Annotated in this window: 13 protein-coding genes; 4 read left to right on the forward strand and 9 right to left on the reverse strand. The window is 35.6% G+C overall.

What is annotated here, in order from left to right; genetic code table 11:
- Window positions 1-130: 130 nt before the first annotated feature.
- The 3 genes from B0A68_RS09785 to B0A68_RS09795 form a co-directional block, all read right to left on the reverse strand.
- Window positions 131-1,795, reverse strand: coding sequence for a glycoside hydrolase family protein (locus B0A68_RS09785; protein WP_035689256.1), 1,665 nt, complete (start codon window positions 1,793-1,795; stop codon window positions 131-133).
- A 300-nt stretch (window positions 1,796-2,095) separates the two neighbouring features.
- Complete coding sequence (locus B0A68_RS09790; protein WP_035689253.1) at window positions 2,096-4,282, reverse strand: alpha-L-rhamnosidase-related protein; 2,187 nt, start codon at window positions 4,280-4,282, stop codon at window positions 2,096-2,098.
- 435 nt (window positions 4,283-4,717) lie between these two features.
- Complete coding sequence (locus tag B0A68_RS09795) at window positions 4,718-5,509, reverse strand: AraC family transcriptional regulator (RefSeq protein WP_240475320.1); 792 nt, start codon at window positions 5,507-5,509, stop codon at window positions 4,718-4,720.
- Window positions 5,510-5,638: 129 nt separating this feature from the next.
- Here B0A68_RS09795 and B0A68_RS09800 point away from each other — a divergent pair, with 129 nt between their 5' ends.
- The gene (locus tag B0A68_RS09800) at window positions 5,639-6,850 is read left to right on the forward strand and encodes an MFS transporter (RefSeq protein WP_035689247.1); all 1,212 of its coding nucleotides are present in this window, start codon (window positions 5,639-5,641) and stop codon (window positions 6,848-6,850) included.
- 347 nt (window positions 6,851-7,197) lie between these two features.
- Here the strand turns inward: B0A68_RS09800 and B0A68_RS09805 are convergent, their stop codons facing one another.
- The 3 genes from B0A68_RS09805 to B0A68_RS09815 all read right to left on the reverse strand — a co-directional run bounded on the left by B0A68_RS09805 (window position 7,198) and on the right by B0A68_RS09815 (window position 12,477).
- Complete coding sequence (locus B0A68_RS09805; protein ID WP_035689244.1) at window positions 7,198-8,778, reverse strand: sodium:solute symporter; 1,581 nt, start codon at window positions 8,776-8,778, stop codon at window positions 7,198-7,200.
- Window positions 8,775-9,839, reverse strand: coding sequence for a Gfo/Idh/MocA family protein (locus B0A68_RS09810; protein ID WP_035689241.1), 1,065 nt, complete (start codon window positions 9,837-9,839; stop codon window positions 8,775-8,777). The genes B0A68_RS09805 and B0A68_RS09810 overlap by 4 nt, the downstream gene beginning before the upstream one ends.
- Window positions 9,840-9,987: 148 nt before the next feature.
- A complete protein-coding gene (locus tag B0A68_RS09815; RefSeq protein ID WP_243394148.1) occupies window positions 9,988-12,477 on the reverse strand; it encodes an L-rhamnose mutarotase in 2,490 nt (829 codons plus the stop codon).
- A gap of 490 nt (window positions 12,478-12,967) precedes the next feature.
- Between B0A68_RS09815 and B0A68_RS09820 the strand changes: the two genes are divergently transcribed.
- On the forward strand, window positions 12,968-14,653 hold the full coding sequence (locus tag B0A68_RS09820) for a glycoside hydrolase family 28 protein (protein ID WP_035689235.1): 1,686 nt from the start codon (window positions 12,968-12,970) through the stop codon (window positions 14,651-14,653).
- 221 nt (window positions 14,654-14,874) lie between these two features.
- Here B0A68_RS09820 and B0A68_RS09825 read toward each other — a convergent pair whose 3' ends face one another.
- From B0A68_RS09825 to B0A68_RS09835, 3 genes are all read right to left on the reverse strand, one after another.
- Window positions 14,875-15,711 carry an amidohydrolase family protein gene (locus tag B0A68_RS09825; protein ID WP_035689232.1) on the reverse strand — a complete coding sequence of 279 codons (837 nt, stop codon included), beginning with the start codon at window positions 15,709-15,711 and terminating at the stop codon, window positions 14,875-14,877.
- Between the two features lie 6 nt (window positions 15,712-15,717).
- Entirely contained in the window at window positions 15,718-16,515 is a 798-nt protein-coding gene (locus tag B0A68_RS09830) for an SDR family oxidoreductase (RefSeq protein ID WP_035689229.1), read from the reverse strand.
- Window positions 16,516-16,804: 289 nt separating this feature from the next.
- A complete protein-coding gene (locus B0A68_RS09835) occupies window positions 16,805-17,818 on the reverse strand; it encodes a zinc-binding alcohol dehydrogenase family protein (protein ID WP_035689226.1) in 1,014 nt (337 codons plus the stop codon).
- Between the two features lie 395 nt (window positions 17,819-18,213).
- Here B0A68_RS09835 and B0A68_RS09840 point away from each other — a divergent pair, with 395 nt between their 5' ends.
- On the forward strand, window positions 18,214-19,362 hold the full coding sequence (locus B0A68_RS09840; RefSeq protein WP_035689224.1) for an ABC transporter substrate-binding protein: 1,149 nt from the start codon (window positions 18,214-18,216) through the stop codon (window positions 19,360-19,362).
- Complete coding sequence (locus tag B0A68_RS09845; protein ID WP_035689221.1) at window positions 19,359-20,507, forward strand: CaiB/BaiF CoA transferase family protein; 1,149 nt, start codon at window positions 19,359-19,361, stop codon at window positions 20,505-20,507. Before B0A68_RS09840 ends, B0A68_RS09845 begins: the two co-directional genes overlap by 4 nt.
- The last annotated feature ends 99 nt before the right edge of the window (window positions 20,508-20,606 follow it).

The raw sequence follows: 20,606 nt of genomic DNA on the forward strand, positions 1-20,606 counted from the left end.
ATTTAATCTCGCAAAGTCGCAGAGTCGCAAAGTTTCTATTTTCTATACTCTATTTTCTATACTCTATTTTCTATATTCTATTTTCTATATTCTAAAATCTTGCTTCTTGCATCTTGCTTCTTCTCAGTCTCTACTCTTTCTTCAATTCCTTTAACTTCGACTCCATTACGTCTTTGTTCAATTTTACTTTTACCATTCCTGTTGGGTGAAATCTTCTCTTCAAATCGATTGCATTATACACAATGGTGTAGACATCATTTCCTTCGGGGATTAAACACAAAGGCGTTCTCATAATATCCCACCATTTATTGACTTTTGTTTCTATGGGTAGATAATGCGCTTCTGCCCAATTAATTCCGTCTGCTGATAAGGAATACGCAATCATGTTGGGTAAATGATGTCCCCAGCCGTCTGGGCCTCCGTCGAAAATCGCGATGTACATTCCGTTTGGTAATTGACTTACAATTGGATTTTCTACAAACTGCGGATGCATTGTCTTAATTGGTTCCAAGCCTTTATTCATTCTCAACCAAGGACCTTCTAAACTTTTTGATTCGGCTAAAGCTACGAACCATCCTTTTCCTGATTTCTTCGGATAATCTGCCCATGAATTAAACGGATACGCACCGCTGTAGAATCCGAAATATTTGTCGCCGACTTTATATGGAAAAAACGAAGCTACTCCTTGACGACCTTCCCAAGGCTGAGAATCTAATCCTGGTTCCATAATGATTCCCATATCTTTATAAGGTCCTCCGATTCCGTTGATTCCATCTACAGTTGATTCGCATCTCCAAATTCTTCCAAATGAATGATTGGGTTCTATTTCTTTGCTAACCGTATAAGCCAAATAATAGCCATACCATTTGTTTGCTTTTTCATTAAAAACTGGCATATACGACCAGATGGCAGCACGACGATCGTTCATCGGGTTATCATCTTCGGTTACGGCGTAAGTTCCGCTTGCTTGGTAAATTGTCGATTCTCTTTTCCAAGTAATTGCATCTTTACTTGTCCAATGTCCGATTCTGGTTTTTACACGATCGTAGTAATAATCTACACCAATTTCTCCCGCTCTTTCGGTTGGAAACATATGATAGGTATCACCGACTTTCACCACGCGTCCGCCTTCAAATCCACCCTGAATTCCTTCTGTCCCAGACATTCCTTCATCAATGACCGGTTTGTTTTCTCCGCCGATGATTTCGAATAGCGGTTTTTCATCTGAAAATCCTTCAACGATAAAAGTTGGGTTCCAAAGTTTTCCGTCTGGCATTTCTGCATTTCGAGAAACTAAATTTTGATTCTGTTTTATTACTCCTAAAATGACGAATGGTTGGTATATTGGAGTGATTGTATGCGTTCCTTTAGGATAAGAAACCGCATAAACATTTATAGGCGATAAACCTGTTATAGTTAGACCATTTTCAAGTACTAATTTGACAGCGTTTCTAGGCGTAAATTCAGCTGTATCTATACGCTCGTAAATACCAACCAAGACCTGAACTGGTTCTTTGAATTTTAATTGTAATGGAGCATTCTTTCCCGTAGTACTTAAGGGAAGTTCAATTCCTGTTAAACCCTGTAATTCCGGAGCTAAACGAACAATATTGTGTTTACTTTCTGAGAATACATGCGCATATTGAGCTGTTTTAAACGTTTTGTAATTGGATTTTACAATTTCGAATGAAGCTGGTTTCCATGCTGTTTGGGCATTTGTTTGTAAGCATAAAAGAAACAGCGCTAGAAAAGCAGTTTTTAATTTGAAATTGTATTTGTTATTTTTTGAAAACATTGGTTTTTTTATTTTTTTAATGAATCCTGAATTCCCTCAATCTTGTCATTTCGACGAAGGAGAAATCTCCGTAAGTAGCTCTACAAAGTATTTCATCTCTTTATCGAATATTGTCGCGGAGATTTCTCCTCCGTCGAAATGACAAAACTGGCGTTACAATCTTTGTGGTTACGAGTGTGATTTCTCTCCCGAAGCCTCGGGATCGAAATGACAAACTAGACGTTACAAACTAATTACTAAGAACTAAGAACTAATTACTAAGAACTAATTACTAATCACTAATTACTAATCACTAAGAACTCAAATCGCTTTATAACTCACTTTATATTCCACATTCGGTTTTACAATCAACTGGTATTTATTTTTTGCTAATGCTGTAATCGTTCCTGAATTTGTTTTGGGTTTGCTGGCACTTTCAAAAATTAATTTTCCTTCTCCTTCGCCTGCTTTTACTTTAATTTCTTTTGTACTGCAATAGATGGCAACTACTCCATTTGGTGTTGGTACTTTTCCTTCCATCCATTGTAAACCGCCTAGATTTGGCTTGATTTCATATTCTGAATATCCCGGAGCGGTTGGTTTTACGCCTAAATAATATTTTCCTAATAAATAAATCGGACTTGCTCCCCAAGCGTGGCAAAGGCTTTTCCCGTAAGGGCGTCCGTACATTGCTAAATGTTCCGTTCCTTTTTTGTTTGGATTGTATTCTTCCCAAAAAGATGTTGCACCCTCATTCAGCATGCCGCCCCAGTAGTCTTTCATTTCTTTTAAAACGTAATCCTGTTCGCCCATCGCACACAACGCTTCCAACTCGTAAAAACGCATATATGGAGTTGTGATTTGAAGAACATCTTTATTGAGCAAAACCTTATTTTTTACACTTTGTTTTTGTTCTTCATTAAAATAATTGAAGAAAATACCGAACATATTAGCGTATCTGGTTACAATATCCTGCATTTTACCGTCAATACGCTGGTGCTTCATCACATTTTCTTTTTTATCCCAAAACACGTCAAATAACTTTGTTTTTAAATCTTCGGCTAATTTTTCATATTGTTTTTGGTCTTCTTTTTCACCAGCAATTTTAGCACTCACCGCCATCGCTTCTAAACTTCTGGCTAAAAGCATTTGCTCAAAACTAACCTCACCGGTTTTTGGTAATCCGTTGGCCCAATCAATAAAAACCCAGTCGCCTTCTAAAGGTTCCAGGAATCCATTTTTGTTTCTTCTTTCCAAGCAAAACTCCATCAGCGATTTCATTCTCGGATAAAAAGTCTGGATAAACTTCGTGTCGCCCGTGTGCAAATAATAATCGTAAACACCCACAAACCAATACAGTGAATAATCCATTATGATATTAATATGAGCGGTCACAGGTTCTTTACCACGAAGCGCCAGCAGCGTACGTTCTACAGAAGCCGAGTCAAAGAATAAATAATAATTCATTAAATAACTTTGATAAGCATCGCCAGACCAAACCCAGCGGTCGCGTTTAATTCCGTCAATAAAAAATTCGCGAGAGGTTAAATGCATCGTATAAGCCGAAACATCCCAAATTTTATTCAATTGTTGATCTGATGATTTGAATGCACCACGATAATCCAATGGCAGATATTCATAAAGCATTGAAATTGAATCATATTTTACCCCTGCATCTGCCTGAACCTGAACATAGCGAAATGCTTTTGAACCGTCGTGCGTATAGGTTTCCGATTGTTTTCCATCAAAAGATAAATGATCCAGCGTTTCGCATTTGGCAGAATCCAGCGCTTCTTCACGAGATTCACCATAATACAATGCTACTTTGCCTTTTCCTTTTAAGCCGTGAATTTTAATATAACCAAAGGTTTCTTTACCAAAATCTATTAACTGACCAGCTCCTATTTTTTCTGTTTTAGCTGCACTCAAAGGTTTAGTGGTCAGTCTAAATTCAGAAGGTTTGTTTTCTGGCGAATAAAAATTCCAAGAACCAACAGGCACCCAAGGTGTCCCAGATTGTTGCGCTTTTCCATTTTCATCAATCCAAAGTTTATCTTCATTGGTTACCTTCCATGATGCATCGGATTTAACATAATTACCAGCAATATAAATAGCGGGTAACACTTCCTGATTATATACTTTGAAGGAAATTTTGTGTTTCCCGGCAGGAATTTTTATTGATTTTGGCTGTCCGTAAACCTGAACACCATCTAAAAGTAACTGAAATGGTCCTTCTGAATAGATTTTTATATCGTCTGGTTCTGGAATATCTACTTCTGTTTGAAAAGTTACCAAGGCATAAGGACTGTAATATTGCCAAAGCGGCGGAAATACTGCTTCACGTTCTGTACGCCTTACCTGCATTTTATTGCTCAACCAAACTTCAAAATCACCTGGGTACCAAATCCATGTCGCTTCTTTTGGTTTTTCCTGTGCAAACAGAAAAACAGAAGGATATAAAACAATACAAACAAACAGGAATCTTAAAATGGAAAATCGGCTTTGCATATATCTTTTTTTTGGAGCTAAAGATAAGTGTTATTTTTACATTTCACAACCTGTTGTATCCTGTAATTTCATAAAAATTGTAGTCTTTGATAAATATTTAAGGGATAAATTACGACTTATAACTTTTTTAGTACTAAAAAAAATGATGTTGCAATTTTTATGGGACACGGATGAAACAGATTCGCTATCGCGAAGACGCGGATGAAACTGATTTCTTTTTTTTAACACATAGAGACATAGATTACCTTACGCCTAAAAAAGGCGTTTCACTTACATACATACACATAGCTATGTGTTAATGACTAGTCATTTTCATTATTCCTATTTAGCAAAGAAAATAAAAACCTATGTTTCTATGTGTTAAAAAAATCCGTCTCAATCCGCGTCTTTACGAAGTAAATCCGTTTTATCTGTGTTCCAATCAATGCTGCCAATCTAAGCAATCATCTTTTCAGATTCATTTTCATCTTCTAAAATGTAATTAGAAGGCGTTTTTCCTAAATGTTTTTTAAACATATAAATAAAAGCGCTTGTAGTTTCGTAACCTAAATTGAAGGCAATTTCTTTAATGGATTGTTTTTCGCCTAAACGTTTTATGGCTTCGAGCAATTTTAAACGAGTTCTCCAATCGCTGAAATTCATTCCCAATTCTTTAATAAATAAGCGCGATAAAGTTCTGGTGCTCATAAACGAAAGCTCGGCGTAGTAATCAATGGTATTTTTGCTTGCAACATCATTCATTAAAAGTTCGACTACTTTTTGTAATCTTTCATGATTAGTTGTCGGCAGAAAGGTTGCACTAGGTTCAATTAAAGCCAATTCATCTAAAAAAACAGCAATAATTCTGGATTGAGACGCCGAAATATTTCCTTCTGTTCCAAAAGAAATGATTTTAAAAACCAACTGCTTTAAAAACATCGGAATATCAAAAGAAAAACTGTTTGTTGGTAATCCTTTCATTGCAGACGGATCGATAAAAACGCTGTAATAATTAACGTCTTTCTGAAATGTAACCTGATGCTCTACGCCGCCCGGAAGCCACAAACCCTGCAACGGATTCACAACCCAAATATGATTACCAACCACTACATTCATTACGCCGCGAGTAGCATAAATAAGCTGGCCTCGCGGATGCGAATGTGAGATACACATTTCGTTAGTTACCGTTTCGGTATAACCTATAACCGGGATTGAGGAATCTAGTTGGTATCCAAAATCCGTAGCCATCCTATATGTCCGATATTGACTATTCATTGTCCAAATATAGCAATTCTGACATTAGTATTCTTTTAATCTTTGCAAAAAATAATGCAACTATTGTTTTTTAACCTAATTTAAAAATCAAAAAAAAATCTTATGGACACTATTAAAGCAAATCCTGACATAGTTAAAAAAACTACGTATTCGATCTTATTCATCATAAGTTTTTCTCATTTAATTAATGACCTATTACAGGCTTTAGTGCCGTCAATATATCCTCTGCTTAAAGAAAATTTTAATTTAAGTTTTACTCAAATTGGTATTATTACTTTAACTTATCAAATGGTTGCCTCTATTCTACAGCCGTTTATTGGAATGTATACGGATAAAAATTCAAAACCTTATTCGCTGATTATTGGAATGTGTTTTACAATGATTGGACTCTTCTTAGTTTCAATTGCTTCAAGTTTCACATATCTTTTATTATCAGTAAGTTTAATCGGAATTGGTTCTTCGATTTTTCACCCTGAATCTTCGAGAGTAGCGCATTTAGCCTCGGGCGGGAAAAGAGGTTTAGCGCAGTCTATTTTTCAGTTAGGAGGAAATGCCGGAAGCGCCATCGGACCTTTATTGGCCGCTTTTATTGTAATTCCACACGGGCAAAATTATGTTGCCTGGTTTTGTATTATCGCATTAGTAGGCATTTTTGCTTTGTATAAAATTGCGATTTGGTACACTGCACATCTATCTGAAAGAAATGCCAATAAAGCTTCGCACCAAATTGAAACGCATCATTTGTCTAAAAACAGAGTAATTGGTTCGTTAATTATTTTATTGGTTCTGATTTTCTCTAAATATTTCTATATGAGCAGTATTACGAGTTATTACACGTTCTTTTTGATAGATAAGTTTCATATCTCAATTCAGCAGTCGCAAGTATATTTATTTTTATTCTCTGGTGCTGTTGCTGCAGGAACATTAATTGGCGGACCAATTGGAGATCGCTATGGCAGAAAATATGTAATCTGGGTTTCTATTTTAGGTGTTGCTCCGTTTACTTTGATGCTGCCTTATGTTTCCCTATTCTGGGTTGGAACTTTATCTGTAATCATCGGGTTAATTCTATCTTCGGCATTTTCTGCGATTTTAGTTTATGCTACTGAATTAATGCCTGGAAAAGTTGGTCTTGTTGCTGGTCTTTTCTTCGGATTTGCTTTCGGAATGGGCGGTTTAGGTTCTGCTATTTTAGGAAAAATTGCCGATGCTACAAGTATTGAATATGTATTTAAGATTTGTGCGTTCCTGCCTTTAATTGGAATTATTACAGGATTCTTGCCTAATTTGGAGAAGAGAAAGAAGGTTGAGTAATTTTTTAATCTCGCAAAGTCGCTAAGACGCAAAGTTTTATTTTTAATTTAAGATTTTAATTGTGTCACGCTAAAGCGGGATGAGAAATAATACAAAGCTCAAAAGGCTTTAGCCAAAATATCTACAATTTGGCTAAAGCCTTTTCTATTCTTATTACCTATACCTTCAGTTAAAACTGGAGGCAATTAAAAATAGCTTCGCTTTATATTTATAATCTTTTTCAAAACATAGCTAGTGGTTTCAACCACGGGAAACGTATTTGATAAACGGAATGTTATATATTGCGTCCCCGTGATTGAAACCACGGGTTATGTTTAAACAGACGTTTTTTTTATGTCGTTTTAAATTTAATTCCCATTAAAAACCAAATACAAAGCCAAAATTACCAAACCCAATAACCCAAACAAAAGCTTAACCTTTTTACTAGTTTTAGGAATATCTGTTTCATCTGAAAAATTAACTTCAGGATTTTTATCGGTTAATGAAATAATAACTGCTGTAATTAAAAGCACAGCAAAAATGTAAAACGAAATCAATAAAAAGTGAGGCCAAGCTGGATATTTATCGGCAGGAAAAATCCATAGATATAAAACTCCAACAAACAAACTAAACGCAGAACCCCAAGAAAGCGTTGCATTTACGGCTTTTTTGGTAGTGCGTTTCCAGAAAACACTCAAAAGGAAAACAACAGATAATGAAGGCGCTAAGAAACCTAAAACCGCCTGAAAAATATTAAATAGATTTTGTCCTTTGATATTATCAATAGCAATGGCAATTAAAATAGCCAAAAAACATCCCGCTGCAATTGTGATTCTTCCAATTTTGATTTGATCTTTAATAGTCGCATTTGGATTGATTTTCTTTACATAAATATCATTAGTAAAAACGGTGCTCAAAGCGTTTAGCGATGAACCAATTGTTCCCACCAAAACCGCAATCATCACACAGATTACCAAACCGTTCATTCCGCTTGGAAATAAGTTGGTCACCATTGTCATATAAGCCAAATCGGAGTTTTTGCCTAATTCTGGATATAAAGCATAACACAAAATTCCGGGAAGAATAAACAACGGCAAAGCCATAACTTTTAACCATCCGATAAAGTTTACGCCCAATTGTCCCTGCTCCAGATTTTTTGCTCCCAAAACGCTCTGCACCATCGATTGATCTGTACAGAAAAAAGCAACTGCAGCAACTGGATATCCTAATAAAATAGCAGGCCACGGATAATGAGCATCATTTGCAGGCTGTACTAAATTCCAAAAGTTAGATGGCGTTTTTGCAATTAAAACATCGATTCCGCCTAACTTTTGCAAACCTAAATAAGAAAGTGTCAGTGAAACTACAATCAGCAGAATCATCTGAAAAACATTCACTTTTGCAATTGCTTTTAATCCTCCCGCAAATGTGAAAATCCCAGAGAAAATCACTAAAACCGTAACACTCTGCCACATCGGAATTCCTAAAATCTGGCGGACTAAAACGCCTCCGCTGAATAATCCTAAAGACAGCCAGCTTACTAATATTTTGACCAAAGCATACCAAGCCAAAATATTCTGAGTGCTGTCGCCGTAGCGTTTTCCCATATATTCGGGCATTGTGCTTACTTTGCTCGCAATATATCTTGGCGCAAAAACCATTGCTAAAAGCAGTAAAAACACAAAAGCATACCACTCAAAATTTCCGGCTACAATTCCGGTTGCGTAGCCAATACTCGCAAAAGCCAATAATGACGACGGTCCAACATTGGTTCCCCACATATTAAATCCGATGCTGTACCAGCTTAATGAATTTCCTGCCAAAAAAAGCGTTTCGTTTTTCTTGCTTTGTTTCACGCTTACGACCCAGCCAATAACTAATAAAGCCACCAAATAAACGGCAACAATTACAAAATCCAGCGTTGTTAATTTATCGTAGATGCTGTTCATAATCCGTATTCGTTAAGGATATTGGCAATTTTAACTGGCATTCCTGTCTGCAGAGATTTATCCATTGCTTGTAATAAAGCCACGGTTCCAATTCCTTCTTCCATGTTTGGATAAGCTTCAAAATCCTGTTCGATACTGTCTGCAAAATATTCTAAATAATTCTGATATTCTCCTCCGTGATGACTTTGACCTTCAAAACGGAAATAATATTTTATTGTGCTGTCGCCCCAAGTAATCACTTTTTCTTCACCCGTTTTGTCTGTAACGGCATAACGCAATTCATGATAATCGGCCTGACTTGCTCCTTCTGTTGCTCTTAAAATCGTGCTCATACCGCTGTCGCGCTGCGCTGGCTGAGTTGGCGAAGTATAAACGCCGCTTACTCTGGCAATTCTTCCATCAGTCGCTTTAAAGATAAAATGCATCGTATCTTCATTCTTTAATCCAGCATTTTTTCCATTACTGCTGATCATTCCGTAACCCATCACTTCTTCAATATTGGGTAAATACCATCTTATGAAATCTACAGGATGACTCAAACCTCCGTACAGCCATTTAAAGGATTGCAAAAGCGACCATTCTTTCTTTAAAAACCATCTGTGATCGGCGTGATATTGCGCTTCAATTGTAATTAAATCTCCAATTAATCCTGCTTCATAATCAGCTCTTTGTCTTTTTGCAGGTTCGAAGAAACGCGAACTTTGACCAATGAAAACTTTTTTTCCAGATGTTTTACTCAATTCTAACAGCTCTTTGGCATCAGAAAGATCGTCGATAAAAGGTTTGGTACAAATCACATGTTTTCCATGCAGCAAAGCTTGCTTTACGTGCTGTGCATGCAAATGATCGGGTGTATAGATTGCAATTATATCAATAGAAGTATCATTTAATAGATCTTCATAATTGGTCGTGTACGAATGAAAATCGAATTCTTTTGCTCTTTGTTTGCACAAATCTTCGTTTCTGTCGCATATTTTGACAAGCTCTACTTTTGAACTTTCTATGGCAGCCGACATTGTACTTCGTCCTTCTCCAAGTCCCAGAATGGCTATTTTTAACATGGGTTGTGGTTATTTTAGATTATTGATTTTAGATTATTTGTAAATCTTCTTTTAGATTAGTTTTATTTTTTCACGCAGATTTAGCAGATCTGGTAGATTTTCTTTCTTCTTGACTCTCCTGTAAATTCTTTCTTCTTGTCTCTTTCTTCTATTTTTTCTCCTCTACATTCACTTTATTCAAGAAAATCCAGGTTTCATCTGGTTTTGCGCCTTCAATTCCGGATTGGTATTTTTTCATTAAGGCGTTCCAATCGTCGACACGTGGATTATTTTCGGTTGTTTTTGGATTTAGTTTATCCAGATTTTCTCCTTTTGGGATACTGATTATCAAGATTAATTGTCTGTCTTTTTTTAAAACCTGCAATTGCTGAAAATCGGCATTACAGAAACCTTTGGCTACTTCTGGCCATTTTTCGAATTGTGTCGTATGATAGTCTACATATTCTTTTTGCAGTTTTTCATCAGCAGGTAAATTGGCTGTTAAAACTATATTTTCCCAATCTGATGCTGGTTTTGAATCTTTACATCTTTCGAAGTTTTGAAAATCGTAAGCCAGATCTTCGTAAATTTTAATTTCTAAAGAAGGAAAAGCCAAAGCCAGTTTTCGTTTTGTTCTTTCCGGCTGATTCATTTTTCCGTAAATAACCAAATGATTTTTCCATTGGTACAATTCCTGACCTACAATTCTAAAACCAGTCAACGTCGATTTGATTTTTTCGAGATCAAAATCAGAACCTATTAATTCAATTGCATACGGTTTTGGCATTTCCTGCAATCCCCATTTTTCATCAACGACAACTTCTTTTTCTAAAGCTGTATAAGGCGCTCTGATTCCGGCAGCATCTTTAATTTTAGTACTTACATACGGATCGTTGTGTTCCCAAATATTTCCTTTTGGACCATTATGGTTTTTTAAGATTTTCTTCTCTGCAATCCAGTTGTTTTTAATCGTAAAACCTTCACTTCCTTCATCGGTATACAAATACAGCCATAAAAAAGGATCGTGTGCATACGGACTGTTGTAAACCTTGTCAATATAATTTTCTTCAATTCGGCTGTTAGGCTGTGCCGAAAGCGTATAAATTCCTGCAACATCATGTAAATGTTTGGCATAATGATGAATTTTATTCGCCAGAATTTTGTTGTTCTGCATCACGTTTGGCGTGTGCGTCCAACCCCAGCCCATTGCCATTCCAGAATACGATACATCCGAAATTTCGTTGTGTTCAATAGTAATATTTCTAACGAATCCTGCACTGATTCCCAAAGTTCCCCAATCTTCATTGGTTACGTTTGTGATCAAATTATCAGCAATCACTTCATCAGAACACATTTCTCTTTCATCTTTTATAATCAAAGGCAAATGTGCCTCAAAAGCTTCTTCAGAGAAAATTCCAACATTAATGGCACTTCCTCCAATATCTTTAAATAAATTTCCTTTTACGGTATTGTGATTCGTTCCTTTATTTAAGTCTAAACCTGTCGAAGACAAATGCTCAAAACGGCAGGATTCAAACTGAATATTATTCGAATAATTTACTTCAACTGCAGCGCGAGGTCTCCCAACCCAAGCCTGATTTTCTAAACTCGCCTGATTTGGCGTTCCGGGAACTTTCAATTTATAAGCATCCAGCAAATACATTCCCGACTGTAACGGCACATGTCCTTGCTCTGACGGACGAAGCCAATTGCTGTATTGAAATGAAATTCCTTTAAATCTAAAATGGCTTACAGGCGAATCAATCGTTCCTTTTACTTCAACTAAGTTTTCTAAAACGGGAGCCGTAACTTTTACCGAATTAATCTCTTCTCCTGCCCTCGGAATATAATAGATTTTTGCATTTTTTTTATCTAAAAACCATTCACCAGGTTCGTTCAATAAGGAAAGGGCATTGTTTAAATGAAAGGCTGAATTTCCGTTGTTTTTAGAAATCCACGGTGCAGGCCATGGATGCTCGCTTTGAATTCGGCTTTCAGGTTGTTCAAACGAAAGTCGGGCACTGTCTTTTTGTACCTCAATATTTTTAATTCGAAGATTGGCAATTGACCACCATTGTACAATAAACATTTCCATTCCCGGCTCAAACTTAACTGATTTATCTTTAAACGGAATCCAGCAGGTTTGCGATTCATGATCCCACGACAAAATTCTGTCCATTGCAGTTCCTGCGGTATTTTTGGCTCTAACGGCTTTTTTTCCGTTTACCCACAATTGTCTGTAGTTAATAAGCGAACCGGCTTTTTGAGGTGCATCTGCAACCCAAAATGTTCCTTTTTTACCATTTAAAACGTTGACTTTTTTCCAGTTTTTGATTTCAATTCCACCGCTTATAATGGGTTTTGCATTTGCATCGGCTTCAATTGTTGTCGGACTTTCTGCAGTTCCAGAATCTTCTGGTCTTATAAATAATGGTTCATTCAAAAAATGCGTTCCATCCATCACAATAATTCGAATACCGTCTTTTATAGAAGCATCTTTTAATCTTCTTAATTCGCGTGCGTTTCTAACAGCTGTTTGTATCGTAGCGAGAGGACTTGCTTTGGTTCCGGGATTTTTATCATTTCCATTTTTCGAAACCCATATTTCAGCCGCATTCATCGTAAATGAAGTGCAGATTATCAAAAAAAAGAGTTGCATTTTAGTGAAAGTATTCAAAAACATTATTTATAGTATTGATTTTTTTCTTGAGATAAAATTACGAGGCATTTAATTTAAAGCACTATTAATTCCACAAATAAATGTAATTTTAACACTTTTACCAAATAATAGGCACAATTTAAAAGAATATAAAATCACTGGCATCCTGTACCCTCCTGTATTTAGGCAGTCGGGGTTATTTACTTTGGGAATTATAAGTTTAATAAAGTCTGCTTCATTAATAAAAAAGATACCAATACACACCTGTTTACGCTTTCGCGAAAAGCAAAATCTAACCGTCAATTAAAGAGATTATACAATTGAATTGATATTAAGCATTACTCTTAAATTTTTGTCAAGATTAAGTTTTATAATTATTTTTTAATAGATTTGTGTAATCGATTACATTTAGATTTATTTATTTTTATAGGAATATATTTTCTCAATCAATAAAAAAATCACGAATAAATACCAAAAAACTTACTACTAGATGAAAACCAAACCAATTTACCGATTATGTCTTGCAATTGCAATTGCACTTGCTGGCTGTACCACGAATCTTATGGCTCAAAATTCAGATTCTTATGATACTTATAAGGATATTGAATTTAAAATGCCAAAAGTCAACGAGCCGATTATCCCAAACAATACTGTAAACTTAAAAGATTTTGGCGCAGTAAACGGAGGTTACGTATTGAATACTAAAGCTTTTGAAGCTGCTATAGATGCAGTTTCTAAAAAAGGCGGCGGAAAAATAATTATTCCTCCAGGCATCTGGCTTACAGGGCCAATTATCTTAAAAAGCAATATCGAACTGCACGCACAAACTGGTGCTCTCATAAAATTTTCTCCAGACAAAAGTTTGTATCCGCTTATAGAAACCAGTTTTGAAGGTTTAAATACCTGGAGATGCATCTCGCCTATTTATGGCAAAAATCTGGAAAACATCGCCTTTACAGGAAATGGTGTATGGGATGGTTCCGGAGAAGTTTGGAGACAGGTTAAAAAAGACAAACTAACAGAAAGCCAATGGAAAAAAGTGATTGCTTCCGGCGGTGTTTTGAATGAAAAGAAAACAAGCTGGTATCCTTCTGAAGTTTTTATGAATGCCTCTAAAGGTGCAGATCAAAATGTGCGTCTGGACCTAAAGACAAAAGAAGAATTTGAAAAAATTCATGATTTTTTACGTCCGGTTATGGTGAGTATTCAAAACAGTAAAAGAGTTTTATTTGACGGTCCGGTTTTTCAAAATTCACCAGCTTGGAATATTCATCCTTTAATGGTAGAAGATTTGATTGTGAGAAATACTACTGTTCGTAATCCTTGGTATTCTCAAAACGGTGACGGACTTGACGTAGAATCCTGCAAAAATGTAATCGTAGAAAATTCTAGTTTTGATGTGGGTGACGATGCAATCTGCATTAAATCAGGAAAAGATAAAGACGGACGCGAAAGAGGTGTTGCATGCGAGAATATCATCGTAAAAAACAATATCGTTTATCACGGTCACGGCGGTGTAACAGTGGGAAGTGAAATGTCGGGCGGTGTAAAAAATCTTCATGTTTCAAACTGTACTTTTATGGGAACTGATGTTGGTTTACGTTTTAAAAGCAATCGCGGTCGCGGCGGTGTGGTAGAAAATATTTATATCTCTGATATTTACATGACTGATATTCCGTCACAAGCGATTTCATTTAACCTTTATTACGGCGGTAAATCTATTGCAGAAACGTTGGAAGAAGGCGGTGATAAAATCGTTAATAAAGCAATGCCCGTAACTATTGAAACTCCTCAATTTAAAAACATTTCGATTAAAAACGTAACGATAAAAGGCGCTCAACAGGCTGTATTTTTGCAAGGTCTTCCTGAAATGAATTTAGAAAATATCGAAATCTCTAACTTGATCTCAAAATCTCAAAAAGGTTTTTCTATAATTGATGCAAAAGGAATTAAAATTACAAACGCCAAATTGGATATTGAAGACAAAAATGCATTTGAAATCTATAATGCCAAAAATCTGTCTTTAAAAAATATAGAATTTAGTGCCAATTCATCTCAGGCTGTTACCATAAATGGTGAAGCTTCTGCAAATATTGATTTAAGCGGTTCTCCGGTAAATTTTTCTAAGACGACGACTGTTGATAAAAGTGTGCCTAAGAAAGCGGTTAAGTTTTAAAAAAATAATCTCAAAACATACCACGTGGTTTCAACCGTTGTGTGTAATATCGATACGCAACGTATTGTTACGTAACGTAATGTTTCCCGTTGTTAAAACCGCGGGCTATGTTTGACAATTTTACAAATAAAAATCTTTGTCAAGATTTTTAACTTTGATAAAGAGCAAAAAAAGCGTGAAATTATAGATTTCACGCTTTTTTTATATTCTAAAATTAAATGTTATCCATTTAAATTATAAAACTCATTAGCATTTTCAAACCAAATTTTATTTTGATCTCCAATCGAAAACTTCGAAATATAATCCTCTAAAGTTTTAACCACTTCATGATAATCTGAAGCTACATTTACAACTGGCCAGTCTGATCCGTACATCAATTTATCAGTCGAAAAGTTTTCAAAAATAACATCCAGATATGGTTTTAAATCTTCCGGTTTCCAGTTTTTCCAATCGGCTTCTGTCACCATTCCTGAGATTTTGCACCATACATTTTCGTGTTTTGCAATTTCTTCAATGCCGCTTTTCCACAAATCAATGCTTCCTGATTTGATATTCGGTTTTGCAATATGATCTATCACAAATTTCTGATCTGGAAAATCTTTTACTAAGCTTAATGCAGCAGGCAATTGACGTTCAAAAATCAAAATATCATACGTATAATTAAAAGGTTTTAAGGCTTCAATTCCTCTTCTAAAAGCTGCTCCATACATAAAATCGTCCGGTTCACCTTGTACAACATGTCTAAAACCTTTTAGTTTTTTCTTATTTGAGAAGAAACTTAAACGTTCTTCTATATTTTCATTTCTCAAATCTACCCAGCCGACAACTCCTTTAATGAAATCATTTTTAGAGGCTAAATCCAGCAAAAAATGGGTCTCTTCTTCAGATTGACTGGCCTGAACTGCCACACAGCCTTCAAACTGATTAGCGTTTAATAAAGGCTGCAAATCTTCTGGAAGGAAATCTCTCTGAATTTCCTGCATTGTTTCATCAATCCAGCTGTCTCGAACGGGATCAAACTTCCAAAAATGCTGGTGGGAATCAATTCTTTTACTCATAATTTCTTAATTTACATCGCTGATTAAAGCACGGTCTAAATGTACGTAACCTCCATCCACAAAAACAAATTGTCCAGTAGTATGTGATGATTTTTCTGAAATGATAAAAAGCGCTGTATCTGCAATTTCTTCCGTCTTGGTCATTCGGCTTTCTAACGGAATACTTTTATTGATTTTATTTAGAACGGTTTCGCCGTCTGGCAATGTTTTAATCCAGTCTTCGTATGCCGGAGTATAACTTTCTGCAATAATAATCGCATTGGAACGAATGCCGTACTGAATTAAATCTACTGCCCATTCTCTCGTTAAACCCAAAACACCGCCTTTCGCAGCAGCGTAACCAGAAGTCCCGCCCTGTCCTGTTAAAGCGACTTTTGAACCTATATTTAGAATATTTCCTTTTGATTCTTTCAAATAAGGCAATGCATATTTTACAAGCAAAAAGTAACTTACAACATTCAATTTCAACGAATTCATAAAATCTTCGTAACTAGAATCTAATCCTGCTCCGTCATTTACTCCGACATTATTGATTACGGCATCAATTCTGCCATATTTTGCTGCGATTTGTAGTACTGCATTTTCGATTTCAACTGGATCTGTAACATCAGTCTGTACAAATAAAGAATCAATACCTCTTTGCTGAAGTTTTTCCGCGTAAGCAAAACCTCTGGCATTGCGATCTAGCAAAACCGGAATCGCACCTTCATCGGCAAGTCTGTTGATGATTGTTTCTCCGATACTGCCTTCCTTTCCAGCCGAACCGGAAACGACAACAATTTTATTTTTTAAGTTTAAATCCATTTCTTTCTTAATTAATTACAGTTACAAATTATTATAACACATAGAAACATAGTCTTTGAAACTCTTAAAAGGCGTTTCACTTGAATTAACAAACATAGCTATGTGTGAGAAACTTGTTTCTTTTGATTTACTTTTTTAAAACTAAAAAACCTATGTTTCTATGTGTTAAAAACTTTAACTGCAATGTTATTCTATTTCTATTAACGCTTTGATTACGTTATTTTTCGGATCAACCAATTCTGGTTATCGAGTAAACCTAACAGGTTTTAGAAACCTGTTAGGTTTCTTCTTACTCTATTTCTATTAACGCTTTTATTACGTTATTTTTAGGATCAATCAGCTTTCCAAAATCTGTAATCATTTCAGAAAAACTGGTCCTGTGTGTGATGTATTTCTTCGGATCAATTTTTCCTTCTTTCAAACATTTCATTACATATTCAAAATCTTCAATCGTCGCATTTCTGCTGCTCATCAAAGTAGATTCTCTTTTATGAAAATCGGGATGGCTGAAACTTAATTCTCCTTTTTGCAGTCCAACCAAAACAAATCTTCCGCCATGCGAAATATAATTAAAAGCGCTGTTCATTACTTTCTGATTTCCAGTCGCATCAATTACCACATTGGCCATATCTCCGTTGGTAATTTCGGCTAATCTTTGGGCAACATCTTCATTTAACGGATTTATCGTTTCATCAGCATTCAATTCTGTTTTACAGAAATTCAATCTGTAATCGTTGATGTCCATCACAATTACTTTTGCGCCAGCGATTTTCGCAAACTGAATCAGACCAATTCCGATTGGTCCTGCTCCCATTACCAAAACGGTATCGGTAGCTTTAACAGCTGCTCTTCTTACGCCGTGCGCCGCAATTGCCAATGGTTCAACCAAAGCCAGTTCATCATAATCTAAACCCTGACCGTGCAATAAATATTGTTCTGGAATTGCAACATATTCTGCCATTCCGCCGTCAATATGAACTCCAAATACTTTAATATTTACACAGCAGTTCGTTAATCCATTTCTGCAGGCTACACATTTTCCGCAATTGAAATAGGGAATAAAAGTTACTTTATCTCCCGGTTTAAATCCTTCAGCATTTCCTTTTATGTATTCTGCAGCCAATTCGTGGCCTAAAATTCTTGGATATTCAAAATAAGGCTGCGTGCCGCCAAAAGCGTGAATATCGGTTCCGCATATTCCGATTCTTTTAATTTTCAATAATACTTCGCCTTCTTTAGGTTCTGGGATATTGGTTTCTTTTAATAAAAATTCCTGAGGCTTCTCGCAAACAATATATTTCATCGTTTTGGTTTATGTTTCTTATTATTAGTTATACGCTCTAAATCGAAAAATAAAATAGATCTTTTTTCAAAAAATGACTCTTATTTTTTCATTGCAGTCTTTAAAACAAAGAAAAAATAATAAATGTAAAAAATACAATTACAAAAGTAATTTTTAAAAATTAAAATCTGAGATATATTTTAATTACAAGATGTTAAAATAATCATAGTTCAAAATATTATAACATTTTTTGAGTGTATTGTAAAAATTTTATCAGTAATATTCTATTAATGTAAAAAAAACCACTGTTTAAACACGGCTTTCCTTGTGAATTTCAATCTTATTTCTATTTTTGTAATTGTAATTTTTACATTTATTATTTATCGTACTACATCACTACATTTAATCCCTATAAAATGATAAAATTAAAAGGCATAACTTGGAATCACACCCGAGGTTTACTTCCAATGGTTGCAACATCACAGCGTTTTACCGAATTGAATCCTGAAATAGAAATTTCATGGGAAAAGAGAAGTTTACAAGAATTTGCCGATGCTTCTATCGAAGATTTAGCCAAAAGATTTGACTTGCTGGTTATCGATCATCCTTGGACAGGTTTTGGAGCGCAGACCAAAGCAATTCTTCCGTTATCTGATTATTTATCAAAAGAATATATTAAAGATCAAGAAATTAATACTGTTGGAAAGTCTTACGGCAGTTACGTTTTTCACGATAAATTATGGGCGCTTCCTATAGATGCTGCAACTCCGGTTGCTTCTGCCCGACTGGATCTTTTAGAAAAAAACAATTTAGAAGTTCCAAAAACTTACGATGATTTGTTAGCATTAGCAAAAAAAGGGTTGGTTGCTTTTGCCGGAATTCCGGTAGATGTTTTAATGAGTTTCTATATGTTTTGCTGCAGTTTGGGCGAAGCTCCTTTTCTTTCTGAAGAAAAAGTAATTTCTGAATCGACTGGAAAAAAAGCGCTTCAAATGTTTAGAGAATTAGCCCAATTAATTGATCCTGCTAATTTTAACCGTAATCCAATTCAGGTTTATGAAGCGATGGTCAATTCAGACGAAATTGCCTATTGCCCTTTTGCTTACGGATATTCTAATTATTCGAGAATTGGTTACAGCCGCAAACTTTTACATTTTTACGATTTAGTACGTTTGAATGATCAGCCGATGATTTCTTCTTTGGGCGGAACTGGTTTAGCCGTTTCTTCGTTCAGTCAGAATATTAATGAAGCCATAAAATATGCAGAATTTACAGGTTCATCTCAAATTCAGCAGAATATTTATACCGATAATGGCGGTCAGCCAGGACATCTTCAGGCTTGGAAAAGCGAGAGAATCAATACACTGACGCATAATTATTTCAAAAATACATTACCTACATTACAACGTGCATTCCTTCGTCCGAGATATTACGGACATATGTATTTTCAGGATCATGCCGGAGATGTGGTTCGTAATTATTTAATGAATGGCGGAGACGAATTAAAAGTATTAGAAGAAATGAATTCGCTTTACGCGGAATCTTTAAAAATTCAGACAATATGAAGCCTTTAGAAGGATTAATTGTTTTAGAATTCTGTCAATTTTTGGCAGGGCCTTCTGCTGGATTAAAACTGGCAGATTTAGGCGCACGCGTCATCAAAATCGAACGTCCTGTAAAAGGTGAAGCTTGCAGACAATTGAGTATTAAAGATTTATTTGTCGACGACAGCAGTCTGCTTTTTCATACCATTAATAGAAACAAGGAATCTTTTGCAGCCGATTTAAAAAATCCAGACGATTTGGTTTTAATCAAAAAACTAATCGAAAAGGCAGATATTATGACGCATAATTTCAGACCGGGTGTAATGGAAAAAATAGGTTTGGATTTTGAAAAAACGCTTTCAATAAATCCGCAGATTATATACGGAACTATCACAGGTTACGGAAATGAAGGTCCGTGGGCCAAAAAACCAGGACAAGATTTATTACTGCAATCTCTTTCTGGATTGAGCTGGCTGAGCGGACGTAAAAGTCAAGGTCCCGTTCCTTTCGGTTTGGCCGTAGCCGATTTAATGTGCGGGAATCATTTTGTACAGGGAATTTTAGCAGCACTTCTTAAAAGAGCCAAAACTAAAAAAGGTGTTTTGGTAGAAGTAAGTTTATTAGAATCTATCCTTGACGTTCAATTTGAAGCCATTACTTCTTTCCTAAATGATGGAGGTCAATTACCTGAAAGAGGCGATATTAAAGGAAGTGCGCACGCATTTTTAAGTGCTCCTTACGGCGTTTATCCAACACAAAATGGTTATTTATCTCTTGCGATGGGAGATTTGCTTTTCATCGGAAAAACATTAGGTTTAGATTTAAGCCAATATGCCGATAAGCATCTTTGGTTTGAAAAACGAGACGAAATAAGAACAATTTTAAGCGAAAGAATTCAAACGCAAACTTCTGATTATTGGATTGAAATCCTTCAAAAAGAAGGTATTTGGTGCGGTAAAGTTTTTAATTACGAAGAATTAGACAAACAGCCTTTTGTGAATGAATTACAGCTGAAACAAACCGTAAAAAATACCGAAGGCGAAACTTTGGTAACAACCAGAAGTCCGATTCAGTTAGACGGCGAAATTTTATTAAGTGAAAAAGCAGCACCAAAAGTTGGTCAGGATAATTTGAATATACACAAAGAGTTTATTCAAGCAAGATAATAATCAACAGCTTAAATTAAAATCTGTGTAAATCTGCCCCAATCTGTGCAAATCTGCGTGAAATAATTTTTGCGCAAAGATTTTTTCACGCAGATTTTA

It is taken from the genome of Flavobacterium reichenbachii, assembly GCF_002217435.1.
GTDB classification, from domain to species: Bacteria; Bacteroidota; Bacteroidia; order Flavobacteriales; family Flavobacteriaceae; genus Flavobacterium; species Flavobacterium reichenbachii.